Annotated in this window: 21 protein-coding genes; 10 read left to right on the plus strand and 11 right to left on the minus strand. The window is 69.7% G+C overall.

From position 1 onward, the window contains the following. Positions 1-122: 122 nt before the first annotated feature. The 7 genes from ACFY6U_RS02190 to ACFY6U_RS02220 all read left to right on the plus strand — a co-directional run bounded on the left by ACFY6U_RS02190 (position 123) and on the right by ACFY6U_RS02220 (position 7,274). Positions 123-1,415 carry a Rieske 2Fe-2S domain-containing protein gene (locus tag ACFY6U_RS02190; RefSeq protein WP_390034628.1) on the plus strand — a complete coding sequence of 431 codons (1,293 nt, stop codon included), beginning with the start codon at positions 123-125 and terminating at the stop codon, positions 1,413-1,415. Positions 1,416-1,424: 9 nt separating this feature from the next. Continuing rightward, positions 1,425-2,390 carry a PDR/VanB family oxidoreductase gene (locus tag ACFY6U_RS02195; RefSeq protein WP_390034629.1) on the plus strand — a complete coding sequence of 322 codons (966 nt, stop codon included), beginning with the start codon at positions 1,425-1,427 and terminating at the stop codon, positions 2,388-2,390. Next, entirely contained in the window at positions 2,387-2,791 is a 405-nt protein-coding gene (locus tag ACFY6U_RS02200; protein WP_390034630.1) for a nuclear transport factor 2 family protein, read from the plus strand. Before ACFY6U_RS02195 ends, ACFY6U_RS02200 begins: the two co-directional genes overlap by 4 nt. Before the next feature lie 142 nt (positions 2,792-2,933). Beyond that, positions 2,934-4,424: an aldehyde dehydrogenase gene (locus tag ACFY6U_RS02205; protein ID WP_390034631.1), complete on the plus strand. Its 1,491-nt coding sequence runs from the start codon at positions 2,934-2,936 to the stop codon at positions 4,422-4,424. Positions 4,425-4,660: 236 nt separating this feature from the next. Continuing rightward, entirely contained in the window at positions 4,661-5,257 is a 597-nt protein-coding gene (locus ACFY6U_RS02210) for a nuclear transport factor 2 family protein (RefSeq protein WP_390034632.1), read from the plus strand. Continuing rightward, positions 5,257-6,324 (plus strand): maleylacetate reductase, encoded by a 1,068-nt coding sequence (locus ACFY6U_RS02215; RefSeq protein WP_390034633.1) that lies wholly within the window; start codon positions 5,257-5,259, stop codon positions 6,322-6,324. Before ACFY6U_RS02210 ends, ACFY6U_RS02215 begins: the two co-directional genes overlap by 1 nt. Before the next feature lie 11 nt (positions 6,325-6,335). After that, on the plus strand, positions 6,336-7,274 hold the full coding sequence (locus tag ACFY6U_RS02220) for a dioxygenase (RefSeq protein ID WP_390034634.1): 939 nt from the start codon (positions 6,336-6,338) through the stop codon (positions 7,272-7,274). 63 nt (positions 7,275-7,337) lie between these two features. On the opposite strand, the gene ACFY6U_RS02225 is transcribed toward ACFY6U_RS02220, so the two are convergent. The 5 genes from ACFY6U_RS02225 to ACFY6U_RS02245 all read right to left on the minus strand — a co-directional run bounded on the left by ACFY6U_RS02225 (position 7,338) and on the right by ACFY6U_RS02245 (position 12,929). Beyond that, positions 7,338-7,886, minus strand: coding sequence for a VOC family protein (locus ACFY6U_RS02225; RefSeq protein WP_390034635.1), 549 nt, complete (start codon positions 7,884-7,886; stop codon positions 7,338-7,340). 14 nt (positions 7,887-7,900) lie between these two features. After that, on the minus strand, positions 7,901-8,719 hold the full coding sequence (locus ACFY6U_RS02230) for an SDR family NAD(P)-dependent oxidoreductase (protein WP_390034636.1): 819 nt from the start codon (positions 8,717-8,719) through the stop codon (positions 7,901-7,903). A gap of 31 nt (positions 8,720-8,750) precedes the next feature. After that, positions 8,751-10,448: a thiamine pyrophosphate-binding protein gene (locus ACFY6U_RS02235; RefSeq protein WP_390034637.1), complete on the minus strand. Its 1,698-nt coding sequence runs from the start codon at positions 10,446-10,448 to the stop codon at positions 8,751-8,753. Positions 10,449-10,644: 196 nt separating this feature from the next. Next, positions 10,645-11,745, minus strand: a complete 1,101-nt coding sequence (locus tag ACFY6U_RS02240) for an NAD(P)-dependent alcohol dehydrogenase (protein ID WP_390034638.1) — start codon at positions 11,743-11,745, stop codon at positions 10,645-10,647. After that, positions 11,742-12,929, minus strand: a complete 1,188-nt coding sequence (locus ACFY6U_RS02245) for an FAD-dependent monooxygenase (RefSeq protein WP_390034639.1) — start codon at positions 12,927-12,929, stop codon at positions 11,742-11,744. The genes ACFY6U_RS02240 and ACFY6U_RS02245 overlap by 4 nt, the downstream gene beginning before the upstream one ends. 147 nt (positions 12,930-13,076) lie before the next feature. Here ACFY6U_RS02245 and ACFY6U_RS02250 point away from each other — a divergent pair, with 147 nt between their 5' ends. Beyond that, positions 13,077-13,856, plus strand: coding sequence for an IclR family transcriptional regulator (locus tag ACFY6U_RS02250; protein ID WP_390034640.1), 780 nt, complete (start codon positions 13,077-13,079; stop codon positions 13,854-13,856). 28 nt (positions 13,857-13,884) lie between these two features. Here the strand turns inward: ACFY6U_RS02250 and ACFY6U_RS02255 are convergent, their stop codons facing one another. After that, positions 13,885-14,304, minus strand: coding sequence for a nuclear transport factor 2 family protein (locus ACFY6U_RS02255; protein ID WP_390034641.1), 420 nt, complete (start codon positions 14,302-14,304; stop codon positions 13,885-13,887). Positions 14,305-14,456: 152 nt separating this feature from the next. Beyond that, positions 14,457-16,166, minus strand: coding sequence for an MFS transporter (locus tag ACFY6U_RS02260; protein ID WP_390034642.1), 1,710 nt, complete (start codon positions 16,164-16,166; stop codon positions 14,457-14,459). Positions 16,167-16,649: 483 nt separating this feature from the next. Here ACFY6U_RS02260 and ACFY6U_RS02265 point away from each other — a divergent pair, with 483 nt between their 5' ends. Next, positions 16,650-17,228 (plus strand): TetR/AcrR family transcriptional regulator, encoded by a 579-nt coding sequence (locus tag ACFY6U_RS02265; RefSeq protein WP_390034643.1) that lies wholly within the window; start codon positions 16,650-16,652, stop codon positions 17,226-17,228. A 313-nt stretch (positions 17,229-17,541) separates the two neighbouring features. Here the strand turns inward: ACFY6U_RS02265 and ACFY6U_RS02270 are convergent, their stop codons facing one another. The 4 genes from ACFY6U_RS02270 to ACFY6U_RS02285 all read right to left on the minus strand — a co-directional run bounded on the left by ACFY6U_RS02270 (position 17,542) and on the right by ACFY6U_RS02285 (position 21,614). Further along, the gene (locus tag ACFY6U_RS02270) at positions 17,542-18,288 is read right to left on the minus strand and encodes an SDR family NAD(P)-dependent oxidoreductase (protein ID WP_390034644.1); all 747 of its coding nucleotides are present in this window, start codon (positions 18,286-18,288) and stop codon (positions 17,542-17,544) included. 156 nt (positions 18,289-18,444) lie between these two features. Next, the gene (locus ACFY6U_RS02275; protein WP_390034645.1) at positions 18,445-20,769 is read right to left on the minus strand and encodes a CoA transferase; all 2,325 of its coding nucleotides are present in this window, start codon (positions 20,767-20,769) and stop codon (positions 18,445-18,447) included. Between the two features lie 39 nt (positions 20,770-20,808). Continuing rightward, positions 20,809-21,024, minus strand: a complete 216-nt coding sequence (locus tag ACFY6U_RS02280) for a ferredoxin (RefSeq protein ID WP_390034646.1) — start codon at positions 21,022-21,024, stop codon at positions 20,809-20,811. 158 nt (positions 21,025-21,182) lie between these two features. Further along, positions 21,183-21,614: a MarR family winged helix-turn-helix transcriptional regulator gene (locus ACFY6U_RS02285; RefSeq protein WP_390034647.1), complete on the minus strand. Its 432-nt coding sequence runs from the start codon at positions 21,612-21,614 to the stop codon at positions 21,183-21,185. A gap of 142 nt (positions 21,615-21,756) precedes the next feature. Here ACFY6U_RS02285 and ACFY6U_RS02290 point away from each other — a divergent pair, with 142 nt between their 5' ends. Then, positions 21,757-24,024, plus strand: coding sequence for an LLM class flavin-dependent oxidoreductase (locus tag ACFY6U_RS02290; RefSeq protein WP_390034648.1), 2,268 nt, complete (start codon positions 21,757-21,759; stop codon positions 24,022-24,024). Positions 24,025-24,026 lie beyond the last annotated feature (2 nt).

The raw sequence follows: 24,026 nt of genomic DNA on the forward strand, positions 1-24,026 counted from the left end.
ATGCGAATGTGAATCAACTTATCAGTTTGAGGGTCGCACAGGACCGTGCCCTCGCAGGTGATCCCCCCGCAGCCCTGCACGGGCCACCGACTGTGCCCCCGAGCCGCACGGGAGACAGCGCGATGACCACCACGTCAGAGATCGACACCGGCACGGCCTACGGCCGCCCGAAGCCCTCGTACAACGCCCGCCTGCGCGAAGTCGGGCCCGGTACGCCCATGGGCGAGGCGCTGCGCCGCTACTGGCACCCCATCGCCAGTTCGGAGACGCTCGTCGCCGGCGCCCTGCCGCAGAAGACCCGCGTGCTGGGCGAGGACCTGGTCGTGTTCCGGGACGGACAGGGCAACCCCGGCGTCGTGATCGAGCGCTGCACCCACCGTGGCGCCAGCCTCTTCTACGGCCGCGTCGAGGACGACGGCATCCGCTGCTGCTACCACGGCTGGAAGTTCGACGTCCAGGGCCACTGCATCGAGCAGGCCTGCGAGCCGGGCCTGGGACGCCGGCGCGACGCCGCCCGGCAGCCGTGGTACCCCGTCGCGGAGCGCTACGGCCTGGTCTTCGTCTACATGGGGCCGCCCGAGCTCAAGCCCGAACTCCCCCGCTACGACGCACTGGAGAACCCCGCCGAGGACGAGAAGTACTTCGCCAGCTGGCCGGTCCCCCACGCGGCGGTCCTCGGCATGCCGTCGGACTTCAGCTGGCTCAACATCTACGAGAACTCCGCCGACCCGACCCACGTCACCTGGCTCCACTCCACGCACAGCGGCTACCAGATGCTGGGCACCGGCACCTTCGGCTACCCGGAGAACTTCTTCGACCCGGCCACCATCGCCGAGCGCCTGACGTACGAGCGCACCGACCACGGCGTGAAGTACACCCAGCGGTTCGAGATGGAGGGCGAGGACGGCGAGGTCACCGAGTACGGCTTCGCGGTCGATCAGCACCTTCCCAACGTCTTCGGCCTGCCGGACTTCGTGAAGGTGACCCCTGACGCGCGGCCGGACCAGCTGCTGTGGGTCGTGCCCTCCGACGACACCAGCCACCGCCTCTTCTTCTCCATCCGCACGAACGACCCCGAGCGCATGGTCCGCTTCGTCATCGGCATCACACAGAACGGCAAGCAGAACCACGAGCTCACCGACGAGGAGCGCCAGAAGTTCCCAGGCGACGCGGAGGCCCAGGGGTCGCAGGGAGCGATCACCCTGGACTCCGAGGAGACCCTGGCCACCGGGGACCGCGGCGTCGTCATGCTGCGTCGCATGCTTCTGACGATGGCCGACGATGTCGAGGCCGGACGCGACCCGATCAACATCATCCGCGACGCGTCGGAGGTCCACCACACCCAGTCCGGCCTGTTCACCATCGGTAAACGCCCGGCGGACGACGCCGACGCCGACGCCACGGCCGGAATCTGAGCGAGCACCATGAGCAACGAGTGGCTCGACACCATCGTGATCGCCCGGCACGACGCGACCGCGCGGATCGTGGTGCTCGACCTGATCAGTCCCGACGGAGCCGAGCTCCCGGAGTTCGCCGCCGGCGCCCATGTCGACGTACTCCTGGAGGGTGACGGCGCCGCCGGACTGGTCCGCCAGTATTCGCTGTGCGGGCCGCCGCACGACCGCAGCCGGTACCAGCTGGCTGTGCTGGCCGAGACGGCGTCGCGCGGCGGCTCCCTCGCAATGCACCGGCTCCGCGCAGGTGACAGACTGCGGATCTCGCGTCCGCGCAACAGGTTCGGGGTCTCGGACCGGGCCCGTCGCCATCTGCTGGTGGCGGGCGGTATCGGTGTCACTCCCCTGCTGGCCATGGCGCACGCGCTCCAGGTCACGGGCGCCGAGTACGAGTTGCACTACTGCGCCCGCAGCCGCGCGGACGCGGCCTTCCTCGACGAATTGGCACGCAACCCCCGCGTACGGCTGCACTTCGACGACGGCCCGGACGACCAGCGGTTCAGCATCGGCGACCTCGGCCCGGCCTCCCCCGACACGGCGATCTACGTGTGCGGGCCCGGAGGCTTCATGGACTTCGTGATCTCCTCCGCGCAGGGAGCGGGGTGGCCCGCCGAAGTGATCCACAAGGAGCGCTTCGCGCCCGTGCAGGACGCCGACGCGCACACGGAGGGCGGCGCGTTCACGGTGCGGCTCGCCAAGTCCGGTGGCGATTACGAGATCAAGGAGGGCGAGAGCGTCCTCGACGTCCTGCTCGCGGAGGGCGTCGACGCCCCCTACTCCTGTCAGCAGGGGATCTGCGGCGAGTGCATCGTGCGTGTCCTCGCGGGAGAGCCCGACCACCGCGACGACATCCTGACCGACCGTGAGCGCGCCGACGGCCTGTTCACCACGTGCTCGTCGCGATCACACTCACCGATTCTGGAGCTGGACCTATGACGACCGTGTCCACCGCAACCACCACGGCAGTTCAGGCGATCGAGCAGGCGGAGGCCGCCTGGCTCGTGGCACTCACCGAGGGCGAAGAGGCCATGACGGCCCTCATGCTCGACGACAGCCGGGCGGTCCACGGCCCGGTGGGGAAGATCGACGACGGCAGGACCTTCGCCCACTTCACCTGGACCCGGCGCCGCCACGTCTTCGCCAAGGCCGAGGAGCTCAGCATCACCGTGCGCGGCAACACCGCGATCACGACGTGTCTGCAGGAGATGCACATCGTCTTCGACGAGAGCCTCCCGCCGTTTCCCGTGCAGGAGGCCGTGACGCGCGTGTGGCAGGAGACCTCCGAGGGCTGGCGCCTGGCGCACATGCACCAGGCCAAGCGCATGCCGCCGGTCTGACCCCCGAACGGCAGGCGGCCGTGTCCTCACACCGCTGTTCGATGAACGGACAGGAGGGTTCAGGACAGGCCGTCGGCCGAAGAGAGTTCGACATGCAGGGTTCGTGCGGCAGTGAGCCGCTGTCGTGGAGATGAGGCAACACATGTCAGCCACTGAGACCGAGGCACCCGCATCCGGCGCGGTCCGGACCAGCGACCTCCTCATCGCGGGCGAGCACGTCGCGGCCAGGGACGGCCGCTACTACGAGACGACCGAGGCCCTGACCGGCGAACCGATCGCCCGGGTCGCCGCGGCCTCCGTCGAGGACGTCAACCTCGCGGTGGACGCGGCCGCTGCCGCCCTTCCGGAGTGGTCGGGCCTCCCGCCCGCCGCCCGTCGGTCGGTCCTGGAGCGGGCGGCCGTGCTGCTCGGCGAACGCACCGATGACATCGTCGCCACCATGAGCCGCGAGATGGGTGCCACCCTCCCCTGGTGCGGCTTCAACGTGCACGTCGCCAAGGGCATGCTCGTCGAGGCGGCGGCCCAGGCGTACGCGGCCGTCGGCGAGGTGATCCCGTCGGACGTGCCCGGCCTGACCGCCCTCGGCGTACGTCAGCCGGTCGGTGTCGTCGTCGGTATCGCACCGTGGAACGCCCCGCTGATCCTCGGCGTGCGCGCCATCGTGTGGCCGCTGGTGTGGGGCAACACCGTGGTGCTGAAGTCCTCCGAACAGACGCCGCTCACGCAGGCCGCCATCGTCGAGGTACTGCACGACGCCGGCGTGCCCGCCGGAGCGGTCAACCTCATCAGCAACGCGCCCCAGGACGGTCCGGCCGTCGTCGAGGCCCTGATCGCCCACCCCGCCGTGACCCGCGTGAACTTCACCGGATCCAGCAGGGTCGGCCGCATCATCGGCGAACTCGGCGGTCGCCACCTGACCCGTGTGGTCCTCGAACTCGGCGGCAAGGCGCCCTTCCTGGTGCTTCCCGACGCGGATCTGGAGGAGGCCGCCGCAGCGGCGAGCTTCGGTGCCTTCATGAACCAGGGCGAGATCTGCATGTCCACCGAGCGCGTCATCGTCGACCGGACCGTGGCCGACGAGCTGTCCACCCGGCTGGCCGAGCGTGCCGCCAAGCTGGTCGTCGGCCCCCCGAGCGACCCCGGCTCACAGATCGGCCCGCTGGTCCACACCGCCGCCCGCGACCACGTGATCGCGCTGATCGAGGACGCGCGTGACAGGGGTGCCCAGGTCCTGACCGGTGGCACGGCCGACGGCCTGTTCGTGAAGCCCACCGTGCTGCGCGGAGTCACCCCGGACATGCGTATCTACAGCGAGGAGACCTTCGGGCCGGTGGTCTCGATCATCGAGGTCGATTCGACCGACGAGGCCGTCACGGTCGCCAACGACACCGAGTACGGGCTCTCCGCGGCGGTCTTCGGCAAGGACGCGGCCGCGGCACTGGACGTGGCCCGCCGGATCAGGTCCGGCATCTGTCACATCAACGGCGCCACCGTGCACGACGAGCCCCAGATGCCCTTCGGCGGCGTCGGCGCCAGCGGCTGGGGCCGCTTCGGCTCCCGGGCCGCGCTGGAGGAGTTCACGGAGCTGCGCTGGATCACCATCCAGTCCGGATCCCGCCACTACCCCATCTGATGATGCGACAAGGCCGCGGGGGGCACGTCACTCGGCGTGCGCCCCGCCCGCGGCCACTGCTCCCCCGGCTGTGGTTCCTTGCCGCGGCGTTCAGCCCGGCGCTGGGAGCGGCATGGCTGGCGGACGCCGGGGAGACGGAAGCCTCCCAACAGCTCGACCGGGAACTGGAGGAGTTCTTCCGGTCTCTCTGACGAGACCCCTGTACCGGGATCTCCGCCCCCTCCAAGGAGTCAGCAATGTCGCAGAGCGACAAGGATCGCCACGAGATCCGGCAGCTCGTCGAGAACTGGGCGCTGTGGCGCGACGCCGGGGACTGGGACCGCTTCGCCACGGTCTGGCATCCGCGCGACGGCTGGATGAGCGCCACCTGGTTCCAGGGCAGCGCCACCGACTTCATCAAAGCCAGCCGTGAGGGCTTCGAGAACGGCGTCAGCATCCTCCACTTCCTCGGCGGCCACACCGCGGACATCGTCGGCGACCGGGCCATCGCCCAGACCAAGATGACCATCAACCAGCGCGCGAGCATCGACGGCGTCGAGGTCGATGTCGTCTGCACCGGCCGCTTCTACGACTTCCTCTCCCGCCATGAGGGACGCTGGAGCCTCGTACGCAGGCAGCCGATCTACGAGAAGGACCGGCTCGACGTCGTCGACCCCGCTGCCTCACTGACGCTGGACCCCGACCTCCTGAACCGGTTCCCGGCCGGTTACCGGCACCTGGCCTACCTGCAGACGAAGGCGGGTTTCACCGTGAAGCAAGGGCTCCCCGGCCTCACCGGCCCAGCAGTCGAGCAGCTCTACTCGGAAGGCAAGCAGTGGCTGACGGAAGCCTGATGCGGTTCACCCACGAGACCCTTCCCCAGCGGGTGGTGTTCGCGGCGGGGAGATCGCCTGCCGCCGTGGCGGCGGAGGTCGAGTCGCTCGGCGGTACCAAGGTCATGCTGATCGCGTCGGACCGCGAGAAGGAACTGGCCGACCCGATCGCCAAGGAGATCCCGGTCGTACTGCGTCACGAGGAGGTCGTGATGCACGTACCGGTCGAGGTGGCGGAGCGAGCCCGTCGGGCCGCGACCGACGCGGGCGCGGACATCCTGGTCAGCGTCGGGGGCGGCTCGACCACGGGCCTGGCCAAGGCGGTGGCGATGACCACCGGGCTGCCGATCGTCGCGGTACCCACCACCTACGCGGGCTCCGAGGCGACCAACGTCTGGGGCCTGACCGAAGGCGAGACCAAGACCACCGGGGTGGACGACAAGGTGCTGCCCGCCTCGGTGGTGTACGACGCCGTCCTGCTGACCACATTGCCCGGCGGGATGACCGTGGCCAGCGGTCTGAACGCGATGGCCCACTGCGTGGACTCGATGTGGGGGCCGCGCGCCGACCCGATCGACCGGGCGCTGGCACAGGAGGGCATCCGCGCCCTGGCGGCCGGCCTGCCCGCGGTCACGGTGGGCTCGACGAGCGTCCAGGGCATCGAGCAGACGTTGTACGGCGCCTACCTCGCCGCCGTCGCGTTCGCCTCGGCCGGCTCCGGCATGCACCACAAGATCTGCCACGTCCTCGGCGGCATGTTCAACCTCCCCCACGCCCAGACCCACGCGGTCGTCCTGCCCTACGTACTGGCCTTCAACGCCCCGCACGCCCCGGAGGCGGAGGCTCGGATCGCCCAGGCGCTCGGCACGGACTGCGGCACCCGCACGGCGAGCGCCGGGCTCGCCGCCCTGTACGAGGTGCTGGGCGCGCCGCGGGCACTGCGTGACTACGGCATGCCCGAGGACGGCATCGCCAAGGCGCTGGGGCCGATCGTGAAGGCGATCCCGGCCAACAACCCCACTCCCGTCACCTACGCGAACCTGACCCTGCTGCTGCAGGCGGCGTGGGCCGGCGAACCGATCAGCTGAAAGAGGCCGCCATGGCTACCTACGTCAACCCCGACTCGGCCCGGACCGACGGCGCCGGCACGATCTACCGCGAGGTGTCGCCGGAGCAACAGGCAGTCGAGCAGCGGCTGGTGGACGATGTCATCGCCTCCTTCGACGCCTGCGACAACGCACGGCTGAAGGAACTCGTGGTCGGTCTGGTCAAGCACCTGCACTCCTTCATCCGTGAGGTCCGGCTGACCGAGGAGGAGTGGGGAACGGCGATCGACTTCCTCACCAAGGCCGGCCACATCACCGACGACGTCCGGCAGGAGTTCATCCTGCTGTCCGACACCCTCGGCGCGAGCATGCAGACGATCAACGTCAACAACCAGGCCTACAAGGGCGCCACCGAGGCGACCGTCTTCGGTCCGTTCTTCGTCGAGGACGCCCCACGGATCGAGCTCGGCGAGGACATGGCCTTCGGCGCCCCCGGCGAGCCCTGCTGGGTCGAGGGCACCGTCACCGACACCGACGGCCGCCCGCTCGCCGGCGCGCGGATCGAGGTCTGGGAGGCCGACGAGGACGGGCTCTACGACGTCCAGTACGACGCCGGCAAGCGCGCCGGCCGGGCGCACCTGTTCTCCGCGGCCGACGGCGGTTACCGCTTCTGGGGCCTCACCCCGACCCCGTACCCGATCCCCGATGACGGACCGGTCGGCAAGATGCTCGACGCGGTCGGCCGCTCGCCGCTGCGCGCCGCCCACCTGCACTTCATGGTGTCCCACGAGGGCGCGCGCACGCTGGTGACGCACATCTTCCCCGAGGGCGATCCCATCGGCCGCAAGGACACCGTCTTCGGCGTCAAGGACTCGCTGATCAAGCGCTTCGAGCGGCAGCCCGCGGGCACGCCGACACCCGACGGGCGTGTCGTCGACGGTACGTGGAGCCGGGTGCGCTTCGACATCGTCCTCGCTCCCACGGGCGTGTGATCCCGACACGTGGCACAGGGGCGGTCCGGCCGGACCGCCCCTGTGCCGGTGATGGCCGAATGGTCAGCCCGGCAGCAACTCCGCGAACTCGCGTACCGGTCGCGACCCGTCCCAGTCGACGGATGCCCGCCAGACGGCTGTGAACATCTGCCGCGTGATCTCGTTGTCCTGGACCAGCTCGATCATCCCCGGGGCGTCGTCGCCGCCGTCCAGGAAGAAGACAGCGCCCCCCGGGGCCAGATCGTGGAACCGCACCACTGCCCCGCTCGCCTCGCGGCGTTCGACCTCTGCCTTGACGTCCGGCACGACCTTGGCGACGTGGTGGAAGCCGTAGCCATGGCGTTCGTAGGCGTCCTTGTAGATGGAAGGCTCGTCGTCGAGGGTCTGGACGAGCTCGATCATCATGTGCCCCGAGAAGGCGAGCGCGAGGGTGAACTCCGCCTTCCCCGGCTCACCGCGGTAGGTGGACCCCGCGCCGCCGATCCTCTGGTTCACGAACCAGGGGCCGACGCCGAGTTGGTCGGTCCACCAGCGCATTCCGGCGTCGAGGTCGGGGACCGCGTACGCGAACTGGACGACGGCCTCGGTCGGCTGGCCGAAGGGAAACTCCACGGTGATCGTCCTCTCTAGGCCTGCGGGCGGATGAAGCTGGTGAGGCCGCCGTCCACCACGAGGGCCGTACCGGTGATGTAAGCGGCTTCGGACGAGGCCAGGAAGAGCACTGCGTCGGCGAGTTCCTCCGGTTCCCCTTCCCTGAGCATGGGAGTGCTGAGCCTGATCCGCTCTCGGAAGGCGTCCGCTCCCCCGGGCGCCAGGCCCGTCGTACGGGAGGCGATGTCGGTGTTCATGCCGGCCGGAATGACGATGTTGACGCGGATACCGTCAGCGATGACCTCGGCGGCGAGAATGCGCGTCAGGTGTTCCAGCGCGGCCTTGCTGGCTCCGTAGGCGGCGGTTCCCGCGCTGGCCCTCCGGCCGGCCGCCGAGCCGCAGAAGACGACGGCCCCGCCGGGTGCGAGCAGGGGCCTGAGTCCCTGCATGAGGAAGAACGAGCCCTTGACGTTGGTGTCGAACACCCTGTCCCAGGTGGCTTCGTCCATGTCATCGAGGCGCTTCATGCCGGCATGCCCCGCGTTGATGTAGGCGGCGTCCACGTGGTCGGCCTCCGCGGCGACCTCGCTCAGGGCGGCATTGATGCCGGCCACCGAGGAGAGGTCGGCCGCGACGGTGATCGTGCCGTCACCGATGACACCGCTCGCGACCTTCAGCTGGTCCGGGTCCCGCGCGATGATGACCACGCGCGCGCCCTCACGCGCGAAGGCCTGTGCGGCTGCCAGGCCCAGTCCTCTGCTGCCGCCGGTGACGAGGCAGGTCTTGCCGAGAAAGCGCTGCCGCCGGTCCCCGACGGCCGGTTCGGGACGTCCCAGGCCGGTCGTGTCGTTCATGACGCTCCTTCTGGTCGCGCCGAAAGGTGGCTCACGCGTCGATCTCGACTCCGCCGAACGGCGCTCCGCCGTTCAGGACGCGCTCCTCCGGCGGAATGGGTGCAAGACTCACGCGTACGTCGATGCAGGTCGGTCGGCGGGCCGCGAGGGCCGCTTCGATCGCGGGTCGCAGCTGGTCCAGCTCGGTGACGTCGACGCCGTCCGCGCCGAGGGCTCGTGCCACGCCGCTGTAGGAGCCGTTCTCCAGGCGGTTGTTGGTGACGCGGTCCTGTCCGAAGATGAACTGCTGGGTGTGCAGGGTGGCGCCCCAGGCCCGGTTGTTCAGCACGATCACGACGACCGGGAGTCCCGCCCTGACGAGCGAGTCGAACTCGGCGAGGCTGTAGCCGACCGCGCCGTCGCCGGTGACGAGGATCGTCGCCTTGTCGGGATGTGCGTACTGCGCTCCCAGCGCCACACCGAAGTTGCTCCCCATCGCACTGAGGTATCCGTGGCCGAGGTAGTGGGACAGCGGCGCGAGCGCGATCGTCTCGGAGAGCCACAGCTCGGTCAGGGCTCCGTCGACGACGACGGTGGCCTGGTCGGGGACGCTCTCGGCGATCGTGCGGACCGCAAGATAGGGGTGGATCGCGGCGTCCTCGTCCTGCACGGTCTCGTCGGCGAGTGCGGAGCGCCGGGTGGCGGAGATGTCCCGCAGGGCCGTGAGCCAGTCCTCGCGTCCCGAAGGCACGCCGCTGTCGCCCAGCCGCTCGTTCAGCAGGCCGATCGTGCCGACGGGATCGGCCTGGATGCCGAGTTCGACATCCTGCAGCCGGCCCAGTTCACGGCCGTCGGGGTCGATCTGGAAGATCCGCGCGCTTTTCGGGAGCAGTCGCCCCGTGCCGAACTGTGTGGCCATTCCGAAGCGCAGGCCGAGCATGAGGACCAGGTCGGGACGCTCGTCCTCGGCGACGGTGGCCAGGGTCTGCAGGAGGCCGACGTGCTGTGCGGAGCCCGCGATCGCCCCGAGGCCTTCCCAGTCGGAGAGGAGGGGCACTCCGGTACGGGCGGCGAACTCGTGCAGCTGCGTCCGTGCCTCGGTGGTGACGAAGGACTTGCCGACCAGCGCGACCGGGCGCCGGGCGGTGCTCAGCGCCTCGATGATGCGGTCGACGGCACCGGCTGGGGATAGACCGGTGCCGTCGACCTCGACGCGGTGGTCGTCGACATCGTCGACGACCACCGACTGGCGCAGGACGTCCCAGGGAATGTCCAGGAGCACCGGCCCTTTGGGCTCCGACTGCGCGATACGGATCGCCTGGGCGACCAGACGCGGGATCAGCTCGGTACGGGTGACGCGGTGCGCGAACTTGGTCACCGGGGCCGCCATGGCGACCTGGTCGAACCCGGCCTGCTGGTCATTGGCCTGGTCCATCTCCAGCGGGACCGAGCCCGCGATGTAGAGGACGGGGGTCCGGTCCAGGTAGGCGTTGGCGACCGAGGTCAGGACATTGGTGAAGCCGCCCCCGGCCGTGACGACGGCGACGCCCAGCTCCCCGGTGACCCGTGCGTATCCCTCGGCCGCGTGGCCGGCGTTCATCTCGTGCCGTACGTCGACGACCCGCAGCTTGGCGTCCAGGGCGTCCTGGAGGATGCCGTCGATGTGCGCTCCGGGCAGGCCGAAGGCCACGTCGACCCCGGCTCGCCGCAGCGTTCTGACGACGAGCCCACTACCGGTTGCGGTTGCCATGCGATGGTCCGCCTCTCTGGACGTACTCCGGGTTTCGACAAGGGGCGCTGAGGCCGGGCCGCGTCTCGGGCCGCCCGCGCCGCAGTCTGGGTGGGGTCGTGGGGTACGACAATGGCTGTGTTCGTTGGACGGCCAACGTCTTGATCGGCATCGCGCGGTCGTGACCCCGCCGACCGGGATGTTCGCGGAAGCGATGTCAGGTTGCCGGCATCCTGAGTACGCCCTTGATCACCCGCCCGGAGCCGGTCTCCGTCCACGCTCGGGCGAAGTCGCTGAACGGGAACTCCTCGATCATCCGGTCGAAGGGGAACCGACCGGCCCGCCAGTACTCGACGAGTTGGGGGATCAGCACGTGGGGGTTGGCCGAGCCTCCGATGATCCCTTGGAGCCTGCGGCCCCCGGCGAGGAGAAAACCGGTGTCCGGGACCCATTCGCCCGCGGGTGCCACCACGTAGCCAAGGGTGCCTTCGACAGCGAGGCACGTCGTCGCGGTGGCGTAGACGGATGGTGCGTCCGCGGTGACGTACGCGAAGTCGAAGCCGTCGGGGTCGATGTCCCGCAGCGCCTGTTCGGCTCCGGCGCCGCCCAGCACGGTGTCCGTCGCTCCCAGCTCCCGGGCGAGATCGAGCCGGGGTCGGTTGATGTCGACGGCGACGATGTGCCGGGCACCTGCGAGACGGGCCGCCATGATGGCCGCGAGTCCCACGCCTCCGGTGCCGAACACCGTGATCGACTGTCCGGGGCGGAGCCGGAAGGACTCCAGGACCGAGCCCGCCCCCGTGATGACACCGCAGCCGAGCGGTCCCATCAGGTGCAGCGGGACGTCCTTCGGGAGGAGGACCGCGCTCCGTGCGGGCGCCAGCGCGTACGTCGCGAAGGAGGACTGCCCGAAGAACATGGCCGCGATCCGGTCACCGTCCTGGGTGATCGGTGAGCTGCCGTCGAGTCGCGCGCCGCCGAAGGCCACCCGCATGGCCTCCCGGCAGTAGGTGGGCCGCGCGTCGAGACAGCGGGGACACACACCGCAGGAGTTGCCCGAGAGCACCACGTGGTCGCCGGGCACGAGGCGCGTCACCCCGGCCCCGACCGCCTCCACGACGCCCGCGCCCTCGTGCCCGAGCACGATCGGACGAGGAACGGGAACCCCACGGCCGCTGTGCGCATTGACGTCGGTGTGGCAGATGCCGGTCGCCACGATGCGCACCAGGACCTCGTCCGGCCTCGGTTCACCGAGGTCGACCTGCTCAAGGCCGGGGACAGTACCGCTCTCGCGCGACACCGCCGCAGTGATCTTCATGAAACGGCGACCTCCGGGTCGTACTCGTAGATCCAGCCGTTCTCCCTGAGTGGATCGGCCTGCGAGTACTGCACGTCGCGTGCCTGCTGCTCGGGGCCGTCCGGCAGGTGGTTGATGTGCGACCTTCCGTGCGACACCTCCTGGAGGCGGGCCGTGCGGCGCCGACGCAGTTCCTCGTAGCGGCCCAGCGCCGCGACCGGGTTGTCCCGGGCCGCCGCGAGGCACAGGGACAGTACGGCGCCGTCCTCGATCGCCTGGGCTGCGCCCTGGGCGAAGAACGGGAACATCGGGTGGGCCGCGTCGCCCAGCAGGGTCGCGTTGCCATGGTTCCAGCGGTCGAGGGGCTCACGGTCGAGCAATGCCCAGCGCCCAGGCGTCTCGGCCGACTTGATCAGCTCCACCAGGCGGGGATCCCAGCCGGCGAACTCGTCGAGCAGTTCCTGGACCGTCGCGGTGGCCGTCCAGGACTCCACGCTGTCGGCGCCGGCCGGTGCGAAGGCGACGAGGTTGACGTAGTCCTCTCCGGAGACCGGGTAGTGCACGAGGTGGTGGTCGGGGCCGATCCAGAGGGTCTGGGCTCGCCGCTTGGCGAAGTCGGGTGCCTTGTGCGCCGGTACGAGGGCCCGGAAGGCGCAGATGCCCGACTCCCGCGTCTGAGTCGGGCCGACGATGGCGCCGCGCACACGGGAGTGGACCCCGTCGGCGCCGATGAGGATGTCCGGGCGGACCGTCTCGCCGTCCTCGAACCGCAGAACAGCCTGTTCGCCTTCGAACTCGACGGAGACGCAGCGCCTGCCGAGGTGGATGGAGCGCTCGGGGACGGCCGACCTCAGAGCGTCCAGCAGGTCGGCGCGGTGGGCGGTGTAGGTGTGCTCGCCGTACAGGCGTATGCACCCCTCCTGAAGGTTCTCCGCAGACAGAACGGTGCCGTTCTGCCAGCGCCGGAACTCCCAGCCGATCTCCATCCGGACCGCGCGTTTGATGAACCGGTCCAGCACGCCGAGACGTCGCAGCAGGCGGGCGGCGTTGGGCGCGATCACCAGGCCGGCGCCGACCTCGGTCAGGGCGGACGCCTGCTCGTAGACATCACTGTCGAAGCCCTGGTCGCGCAGGAAGGCCGCAGCGGCGAGGCCCCCGATGCCACCACCGAGGATCGCGATCTTGGGGCCGGTATCAGTACTCATGGTCTTTCCCTCCCGTGGACCTCGAAGCGAGGCGGTGACTGGCTCCGTGCAAGAGTCCGACAGACTGCGCGTTGTTAGAACACCTATATCCATCCAACGAACATGAGCGGTAGAGTGGCCGAGTCAGGAACGATGAAGGAGAGGCCCATGCCTCGCGCGAACGAGCCCGGCCGGACCGTCAGCTCTCGACTGTGGGACCTGCTGTTCGCCTTCGACCCCGACCACACCGAGCTGACCCTGGCCGATCTGGTGAGACGTACCGGTATGCCGCATGCCACCGCGCGGCGCCTCACGCTCGAACTCGTGGAGGCCGGTGCGTTGGAGCGCACCAGCGACAACCGGTTCGCGGTGGGCCTGCGGCTGTGGCGTCTCGGCACGCTCGCACCGCGTGCCGAGACGCTCCGCAGCGCCGCCCAGCCATTCGTGGAAGACCTGTACACGGCTCTGCGCCAGCATGTGCAGCTGGCCGTCCTCCAGGGCGACCAGGCCGTGATCATCGAACGCCTCTCGGCGGTGAACGCCGTCGGTCTCACCTCGCAGGTCGGCGGCCATCTGCCACTGCACTGCTCAGGGGTGGGCAAGGTGCTGCTGAGCCACAGCAGTCCGGAGTTCATCGACGAGGTGCTGGCGGGCAGGCTGCGGCGCTTCACTCCCAAGACGATCGTGGACCCGGCCGAACTCCGTCGTGAACTGGCGTCCTGTCGTTCGACCGGAACGGTTGTCGTCAAGGAGGAGCTCAGCGAAGGCGCCGAGTCGGTGGCGACACGCATCGTCGACGGCCGCGGCAAGGTCGTCGCGGCATTGTCCGTCGTGGTGGCCGCAGGGTCGATCAAACTGCAGGCGGCCGTTCCCTCGCTGGTGGCCAGCGGGCTGGGGCTGTCCCGGAGTCTTGGCTGGCGGCCGGGCATTCCCATTCGTACGTCGTGACCTCGCGCGCGGCAGGGAAACCGGGGCGTCATACCGCAGGTTGCCGCCGGGAGAGCTGCATGTGGCCGAGCCGCCAGCCCTCGTCGGTCGCGAACCACACCCGGGTGGCCACCGCCTGCACCAGGAACGGCGGCAGGTCGGGCACGCGCCGGATGCTCATCTTCTGATAGCACGTCACGATGGCCCGTCCCCCTCGCTCCCGGCAGGTCACCTCGCTGGTCTCGGCTTCGAGGGTGGCTCCCATCGACGCGTTGTAGGCGAGGAAGCGCTCGCGGTCGTGGACGTTCCCGACCGGCCCGTGGACGATCACGCAGTCGGGGAGCATGAGGGCACGCTGCTCCTCCTCCCCTTTCGTGATCGCGACGAGCCACGCTGCCTCCGCCTGGGAGACCGTGTCCGGCCTGCGGACGTCGTCCTTGCTGCCCGGCGCCGACTGTGTGGTGGTCATGGTCCGACTCCTGTCCGTGTGGGATGTGTGAGCGTTCTGCGTGGTACGGCGTCGCCCGCCGCGACCTCTCGCGGGGAGGAGTCGCGGCGGGCGCTCCGGCGTTCCTGGCCGGCCTGCTGCCTAGGTCCGGCACCGCCCGGTTCGCCGGGCGGTCAGTCGTCGAGGGTGTGCGGACCGTCGTCGAGATGCGTCTCTCCCGGACCGCCGCGCCCGCCGGCGAGGGTGAGTGCCGCCGCTACGAGAGCGGCCACGCCGCCGAGCACGTACGCGTGGGAGTAACTGTTGCCGAGGGCGTGGAACGCGACGTCCTTGAGCGGGTTGAAGGGGATGACCCGACCGTCCGGCGAAGTGACGTTCGCCGGCACCGAGTTGGCGCCGAGCGGTCCCGAGGCCACGGCGTGCACCGCGGCCTCCAGCTGCGGTCTCTGGTCCGCGGGAGCGTGTGCCGGGGCGGCCTGGAAAGCCGCGTACGCCTTGCTCAGGCCGGGGTTGGCGGCCACCTCGCGGGCCATCTCCTTGGCGGCCTGGCCCAGCGCGACGGCGCCCGCGATCGCGGGGCCGAAGGCGAACCCGAGGTCCCGGAACGTGCTCGTGGCACCGCTCGCCATCCCGGCGAGGTGGTTGGGCAGCGAATTGACCGCGACCGCGCTCATGGCTGCGAAGGCGAGTCCCGAGCCGATACCCGCGAGGATCAGCGGCCCGACGATGGAGCTCAGCGCCCGGTCGCTCGCCGGAACCCCGGCGAACCACAGCCCGCCGACCCCGATGAGGGTCAGGCCCGCGAAGAGAACCCACCGGGGGTTGTAGCGCTCCAGCAGCTTCGACGTGAGCGGCAACAGGACGAAGCCGATGCCGCCGAAGAAAAGGTAGGCGATGGAGCTCTTCAGCGGACTGAATCCCTGGACGGTTGTCAGGCGGATGCTGGTGGAGTACATGATCGCGAGGAAGCCGAACATGCCGACCAGGGTGACCACCGAGTTGACGGCGAACGCCCGGTTCTTGAACGCGCTCAGGAGGAGGAGCGGCTGGGCGACGCGGCCCTCCGCGAGGACGAACAGCACGAGGAAGACGCCCGCGGCGATGAACGCGACGACGATCTGCGGGCTGCCCCAGCCGCTCTCGGGGCCCTGGATCACGGCGTACAGCAGAGCGAACAGGCCGAGCGCGGCGGTGATCTGCCCCGGCCAGTCGAGGGAGCGGCCCTCGGGCGCGGCGGAGTTCTGGGCGAGGGTGAGCGACAGCAGCGCGCTGACCGCGGCGATGACCAGGACACCGACGTAGGCCCAGCGCCAGTTCCCGGTCCCGTCCCAGCCGGTGTGGATCTTGGCTGCGACGCCTGCCAGCAGCGGTCCGAGGAAGCCGCCGATCGACAGCGCGGCGGCCCAGACCGCCACGCCCCGCGCGCGGGTGGCGACGGTGTGCGTGCCGGCCGCCACCATGGCGAGGCTCGTCGGGAAGATGGCCGCGGCTCCGATGCCGCTGAGAAGCTGGCCGATGATCAGCAACGTCACCCGGGTGTCCGTCGACGACCCCGCACCCGGCACCAGGACGGCCACCGCCGAGCCCACGACGATGAGCGCGGCGCCCCCGACGAGCAGACGCTTGCGGCCGAAGAGGTCACCGAACACGCCGAAGCCCAGCTCCAGCGCGGCGACGGGGATGAAGAAGGCGTCGACGATCCACGTCAGCTGCGCCGAGGACGGCGCGAGATCCTGCTGGATCAGGCCGGTGATGAGCGAGGGGACGGAAAGGGCCATCTGCGAGAGGCACACGGCGAGCACCACCGCGGCCAGCGTGCCCGGCCTCAGGGTGTATCTGGCGCTCTCCCCGCTTGCCTCGGCGGGTGAATCGATCTGGACCATGGACGACTCCTTGCGCGCGGCGCGCGCTGCTGTCGGAACCGGCGTGTGCAGCCGGACCTTGCTGGGGGTGCTTGTGTACGGCCATGCGGAGACACCGCTGCCGAACCGCCCCGGGGGCCCGCGCGGACCGCCTCCGCGTGGCTCTGCGACCAACCCTGACTCAGGTCGCCCGGCCTGGTGACCGACCTGCCGAGCAGCGACAAGGTAGGAAGTGACCGCCGTCACGCTCAATGGACATGTTCGTTGGACGAACAAGCGACCGGCAGTTCGCGCGGTCGACCCGGGAGCCGCAAAACACGCTCTAGAAGCTCGCTCTAGAGTCTAGACTGGACCGGCACGCCCCCCATCAGCAGTTGTGTCGACGAGAAGAGTGCGAAGCGGATGACTTCCGACGTCAGCCACGCCGAAGAACCAGCCATCGGACCGCGAGGTCGAAGGGGCCGCTCGACCCACTGGCCCCGGTCTGCGACAACGCAGCGCGCGGTGCTGGACGCAGCGCGGACACTGTTCTCCGAGCGCGGCTACGAGAACACCAGCATCAACGACATCGTTCAGACGTCGGGCGTGAGCGTCGGCAGTATCTACCACCAGTTCGGCGGCAAACTGGAGGTGTTCACCGCTCTGGCGAACGAGCTGTCGGGCATCCACGCCGCCGCCTCGGCCCGCGCCGCGAAACGGGCCGCCGGGGCCGAATCGGCCAGCCCCGTCACCATCTATCTCGCGGGGGCGCATGCCTACCTCATGAGCACATGGAAAGAACGCAGCATCACCCGCATCATCATCGGCGATGACGGGCCGGCGGGATTCTCTCCCATGCGGCGGGAGGCGCTGGAGCGGTTCAAGCACGGCACGGAAGGTCTCACCATCGGCACCCCGCCGCTGCCGGACTCGACCGCATTCGCGGTGACCGGGCTGCTCCACGCGGCGGCTCTGCAGATCGTGCAGGTCGAGAACCGCCGGACCGCCAAGCGGGTCGCGGACTACTTCATCGATCTGCTCCTGTGCCTGTTCGACCCGGCCTCGGCCCTGCAGGAGCAGCCTCCGAAGCAGAGTTGGCACTGAACCACCGGCCATCGGCCGCCCTCACCGGCAGGGCGAGCAGACGTGCCACGCCCGAACCTACAGATATGTCCGGTCACTGGAAGCCGTAGCCGGGGTTGGGGGCGTGTCCTCTCGTAGAGGGGGGTTGACGAGACTCCCGAACTCGGCGTGGCATGGGCCACCCCCTGCACCAGGACGAGGGGCTGGGCCGACATGCCTATGAGGGCTGCGCGGCGGGTCGTGCGCATATGTGCTGCGGCCTTTCGTAGCGCGCAGAGTCGAGTGCGGGTCAGCGGACCCGGCGGCCTGCCCGGTACACCGCGCGGACATCGTCTCAGCGGCGTGTGCTGCCGCCGTCCGCGACGATGATCTGGCCCGTGATGAACGCGGCGTCGTCGGAGGCGAGGAACGCCACGACACCCGAGACGTCGTCCGGCATCTGCACCCGCTTGATGTTCTGCACCTGCACGGCCTGTTCGAAGAAGGCCTCGCCGGTGTTCTCCAGGGCCGCGGCGGTCCGGACCAGACCCGCCGCGACGCCGTTGACGGTGATGTCGTGAGCGGCGAGGTTGGCGGCCAGGACGGAGGTGAGGCCGTTCAGCGCACCTTTGGCGGAGACGTAGGAGACGAACGGAGGCGGCGCGGTCCAGTAGCTCGACGAGGTGATGTTGATGATCCGTCCCGACCCGGACTCCTTCAGGTCCGGAAGGAAGGCTTTGGAGGCCAGGAAGGGACCGTCCACGTTGACAGCGAAGGTGCGTCGCCACTCGTCGTACGTCACATGGTCTGCGTCGGCCAGCAGAACCACCGCCGCATTGTTCACCAGGATGTCGGCGGAGCCCAGTTCGCTGCGGACCCTCGCGGCAAACCCGTTGATCGCCTCCTCGTCCGAGACGTCGACCTTGTCGCTGAAGAACCGACGGCCTGTCTCCGCGACCAGTTCCCGCGTCTCGTCCGCCGGGTTGACGTCCGCGATCGCGATGTCCGCTCCCTCCGCCGCGAGCCTCCGGGCGATCTCCTGCCCGATGCCGGTACTGCCTCCGGTCACAACGGCGGTCCTGCCCGCCAGTCGTCCAGCCATGGCTCATGTCTCCTTGGTCGGCGTTCGAACAATGCCGGAGCGCTGCGCAGCCTCATGGAGCGCCCTGTGCCGCGAGGTCGTCGCCCTTAGATCCTGTGCTTCGAGGCTGTGGACGAGTGCGGATTGTTCGTTCAATGAACACCTACACACGCCGCCTCATCGGTAGGGAGGCAGGTAGGTGATGTCGATCGGGGAACCGTCGATGACGACGCCGGAACGGATCAGGGTCTCTGTCTCCTCGGCGGTCGCGCCGCTCTCCGCCAGCAGTTCGACGGAGTGTTCGCCGAGACCGGGCGCCATGAAGTACGTGTCCACGGTGGTGCGGGCGAAGTCCGCGAGCCGGTCGTTGGTGACGAAGCGGCGCCCGTCCAGGGCGGTGAACGTGCCAAGGAGGTGTCGGGCGTGCAGCCCGGGGTCTGTCGCCACTTCCGACGCGCGCCGCGCCGGCGCGGCCGGAACGCCTGCGGCGGTGAGCTTCGCGACCGCGCTCTCGCGGGTGCATGACGCGAGCACCCGGGATATCTCTGTCACCGGGTCCGATCGCAGTGCCGTGTCGTCCAGGTCGATTCCGGCCGCCCGCCACTTGTCGGGCTCCAGCACCGCTGTCTGCAGGCGAACATAACCGTCCCTCACGGGATAGAAGCGGTCCGTGGGCCCTGGTCCGGCGAAGTCCCGCCCGCCCCACCGGCCCGCCGGGCGATCCGTGTACTCGACGAGATCCGCCGACTGCAGGAACACGGACGTCGTCGCGAGCGAGGTCGACAGGTGCTGTCCCTCCCCGGTCATCGCCCGGTGGTAGATACCGAGCACCGAGGCGAGAGTCCCGCACACACCGGTCGTCATGTCGTTCGGGGGGACCGAGTAGGGGACGGGCTCGTCGTCGCCGCCCTGAGCGAGCATCATCCCGGCCGCCGCCTGGATGACGACGTCGTAGCCGGGCTTGTGGGCCAACGGTCCCCGCTCGCCGTAGGCCGTCACCGAGACCGTGACGATGTCCTTCCTGTCCTCGGCGAGGTCCTCATGGCTCATGCCGAGTCGCTTGGTGACACCGAGTCGGAAGTTGTCGACGACCACGTCGCAGGAGGTGAGCACCCGGCCCAGCGCCTGCTTTCCGTCCTGGCCGGACAGGTCGATCGCGATGGACCTGTAACCACGGTTGAGGCTGAAGCCCTGCATGCGCCATGGATCACCGACCAGCGGTTCGACCTTGATGACGTCGACACCCAGCTCGGCCAGGAGACGGCCGACGTAGGGCCCGGCGACGTAGGAGCCGGAAACGGCGGCTCGGTAGCCGGCCAGCGGACCCTGACCCCCGTCGGCCGCGGGCCGGGCTGTGGCGGGACTGCCCGGGGTGACATGCCACCGCGCGTCGGCGACGGTGATGGCGCCGGACGTGGCCGAGACGGCAGCGGGCACCGTCACCGAGTCCACGACGGCACCGGTCATGTGGATCCCGCCCAGCACAGGATCGAAGAGGTTGATCCGCTGGTCCATCGCCTTCATCTGCTCGGACCGGAACCATTCCTCGCGGTGGGCGAGCTGGACGCAGGGAACGTCACTGCGTTCGAGCAGTTCGACCCACTCCGCGGCCGGACGGGTCGCGAACCGCTCCTGGAACGCCTTCATCACCCACCGGCTGTTGTCGATGTGCCACAGGCGCTCGATCCTCCCGCCGATGCGCGGATCGTCCAGGAGCTCACGCAGACCGACGATGTCGACCACAAGGTTGCTGAACTTCGGGCCGAGCCCGCCGACGAAGACCCATTCCCCGTCGGCCGCCTGGTACCGCGTGTACATCGGGTTGAGGCCCTCGGGGCCGATACCCCGGTCGGGGTCGGGTTCGTCATCGGGCCGTGTGATGACGGGGTCACCGAAGACGGCCGCCGCGTTGAACCCGCTCACGGTCAGAAGCTGCCCGAGGCCGGTGTACCGGTACTCCACCAGGGCGGCCACGACGCACGTCGCCGTCCACACGCCGTGTGCCTGCACGAGGTAGGGATAGACGGCGTCGACCGGACTGCCCGGATATGAAGCCTGGTAGGCCGACAGTCCGAATATCGCGCTGAGCAGCTCCGCCGACTCGCCGTCCCCGGACCATGGCGCGCCGTCGGGCAAGTAGGGAGGTGTGAGGACGACAGGCCGCCGCGTGCCCAGGCTGTCGGCGTCGACACCGAACGCCGTGAGCCTGTCCAGCGTGTCTACGACAACCACGTCGGCGGAATCCGCGAGCCGCCCGATCTCGGCGCGGTCGGCCGCGGCAGAGGCGTCCGCGTGGACAAGGGTCTTCGATCGATTCCGAACCAGCCAGGCGGGGAGCGCATCGGTTGGCTCCCGGCGGGGGTCCCTCGCCACGACCTTGAGGACTTCGGCGCCGTAGTCACCGAGGATCGCTGCTGCCAGCGAACCGGCTCCCCCTTCCGCCAGGTCGAGAACTCGCACGTCGCCCAGCATTCCCCGGGTGACTTCGTCGCTTGCGGCCATCTGCTTCTCTCCCTTGAGAAGTGCGGTCCGTCGCAGGACTCACGCCTGCTCTGTCAGCGTCAGCGCACGGGCCGGGCATCCACGCACCGCCTCGCGCAACCGCTCGAGATCGCCGTGCGGAACCTGATCACGCACCAGCTCCAGCGTCCCGTCGTCTCCGACCTCGAAGTAGTCGTCGGCGATCGACTCGCAGATCCCGATTCCGGTACACCGGTCGCGATCGACAACGATCCTTGCACTGCTGTCAGCCGTCATACCAGAGGAGCGTACTAGAAGGACGCTCTAATGTGAATCTCCGTTCCAGCATCGCCGAGGTGACGGGAGAGGGCCGCGAACAGCGGCTGACGAGGCATGCGAACCTGTTGCGGGCATGCGTGATCGCCACGCGTCGAACTGATGGCGGGCCTGTCGCCTCAGTCCGCGCAGGCGTCCGTCCTCGCACCCTTCACGCGGTCGAGCAGCCGTCGCAGGGTGGCCAGTTCCTGTTCGTCGAGGCCGCCGAACAGCTCCACCTCGGCAGCCTGTACGGCACGGTCGACCTGGACGACCAGGGCCGTCCCGCGCTCGGAGATCTCCACGACGTGCCGGCGCCGGTCGGAGGGATCGCGGCGACGGGCGACCAGCCCGTCCCCCTCGAGGACATTGAGCAGCGTGACCAACACACTGGGATCGACGCGCAGTTCCTCGATCAGCGCCTGCTGACTCAACCGCTCGCGATCGGCCAGCAGGCCCAGCACATGCGCGTGACTGAGCTTGAGCCCCTGCTCGGCGAGGACCTGCCGGATCGCCGTCTCGACGACCTTGCCGGAGTGAGCCAGAGCGAAGCTGATGCGGTCGATGATCACTTCACGATTCTATCAATCGGTGACAATGATGGGAATGAACAGATCGTTGGTGATGTTCAATGATCTGCTAGCGTCCACGAAAGACGGAGCCCCGCGAGGGCCGGAGCCGTCTGTACGGCGCGTTCGAGACGGGAGTCACGCGATGACCGACTACGGCCACGACCTGCGCTTCGGGTCGTTCCTCACCCCCCAGAACAAGGATCCGCAGGCCGTGGTGGACCTGGCGGTCCTGTCGGAGCGGGCGGGTCTGGACCTGGTGACCTTCCAGGACCACCCCTACCAGCCGGCCTTCCTCGACGCCTGGACGCTGATGAGCTGGGTCGCCGCCCGCACCGATCGCATCCACCTGTCGGGAAATGTCACCAACCTGCCGCTGCGGCCCCCCGCGGTCCTGGCCCGATCCGTGGCCAGTCTCGACCTGCTGTCGGGTGGCCGGGTCGATCTCGGGCTGGGTGCGGGCGCCTTCTGGGACGCCATCGAGGCGATGGGCGCGCGCCGGCTGTCGCCGGGCGAGAGTGTCCAGGCGCTGAGTGAGGCCATCGACGTCCTGCGCGGCGTCTGGGCGGCCGACGAGCGTGGCGCACTGCGTGTCGACGGCACCTACTACCAGGTCAAGGGCGCCAAGCGGGGGCCCGCACCGGCGCACGACGTGCCCATCTGGCTGGGCGCCTACAAACCCCGCATGCTGCGGCTGATCGGCGAGAAGGCCGACGGCTGGCTGCCCAGCCTCGGGTACGTGTCCTCCCCGACCGTGCCCGAGGCCAACGCGATCATCGACGAGGCCGCCGAGCGGTACGGCCGCGACCCGCGCGAGATCCGCCGGCTGCTCAACGTCTCGGGCACCTTCGGCACGTCCACCCAGCAGTTCCAGGGGCCTCCCGAGCAGTGGGTGGAGCAGCTTCTGCCGCTCGTGCTGGAGCACGGCTTCAGCACCTTCGTCTTCGGCTCCGACGACCCGGTGTCCCTGCAGACCTTCGCCCAGGAAGTGGCGCCGGCCCTGCGCGAACAGGTCGCCGCCGAGCGCGAATCCGCGGGCACCCGCACCGGCCGCGTCCGCCCGGCCTCCGTCCTGGCCAAGCGGCGCGACGGCGTCGACTACGACGGCGTTCCCCCAAGTCTCGCCGAGCGGGCCGTCGAGCCCGGCGACCGCGACTACTCCAAGGTGCGCTCCACCTACCTCTGGCCGGGCTCCCCCGGACTCGTGCTCCGCCCCACCACGGCCCAGGAGGTCTCCGACGCGCTGCGCTACGCCCGCGCGCAGGACCTGCCGATGTCGGTACGCAGCGGCGGCCACGGCATCAGCAGCCGTTCCACCAACGACGGCGGCACCGTCATCGACCTCGGCGCCCTGAACAGCGTCGAGATCCTCGACCGCGAGCGGCGCCTGGTGCGGATCGGTCCCGGCGCCCGCTGGGGAGACGTCGCGGCCGCACTCGCCCCGCACGGACTCGCGATCGGCTCCGGCGACAGCGGCGACGTGGGCGTGGGCGGGCTCGCGACCACCGGCGGACAGGGCCTGCTCGGCCGTTCGTACGGCCTGACGATCGACCATGTCAGGGGCGCGGAGGTGGTACTCGCGGACGGCTCCGTCGTGCGCGCGGACGCCGAGCACCACCCCGACCTGTTCTGGGCCCTGCGCGGTGCCGGCGCCAACATGGGCATCGTCACCTCGTTCGACATCGAGGCCACCGAACTCGGCGACGTCGTCTTCGCCCAGATCCTGCACGACGCCACCGACACCGCCGACTTCCTCGGGAGCTGGGGCGAGTTGGTGGAGGCGTCCCCGCGTGAGCTGACCCCGTTCCTCCAGGTGGTGCAGCAGGGCGGGCGGCGGGTGGCGCAGACGTACGCCGTCTGGGCAGGCGACGACACGGAGCGGGCGGCACGGGATCTGGAACGTTTTCTGCCCATCGCTCCGGTCCTCCAGCAGACCGCGCGGCTCCTGCCGTACGCCGCGGTCGTGGCGCCGGTGAACACCCCGCACGACGGGGCCCAGTCCCTGTTCCGCAGCCGGAGCGGGCTGGTGGATCACCTCGACGCCGAAACCGCGGCTGTCCTGGCGGGCCTGTTGGACCGGGGGGACGCCGGTTACGTCCAGATCCGCTCGGTGGGCGGAGCGGTCAACGACATGCCCGCCGACGCCACCGCGTACGCCCATCGCACCCAGAACTTCTCCCTCACCGCCGTCATCCGGCGCCGCCATGAGGAGCAGGCCGACCACGAGTGGCGGAAGCTGCCGGCGTCCGGCCTCTATCTGAGCTTCGAGACGCACGACCATGCGGCGGCGCTGACCAAGGCGTTCCCGCCGGCCACCCTGGAACGGCTGCGGAAGGCCAAGGCCGCCTACGACCCGGAGAACGTCTTCCGGAGCAACTTCGCCATCACCCCCGCCGTCCCGGTCGAGCACTGAAA

Origin of the sequence: Streptomyces sp. NPDC013157, from assembly GCF_042899865.1 — a bacterium.
In the GTDB taxonomy this organism is placed as follows: domain Bacteria; phylum Actinomycetota; class Actinomycetes; order Streptomycetales; family Streptomycetaceae; genus Streptomyces.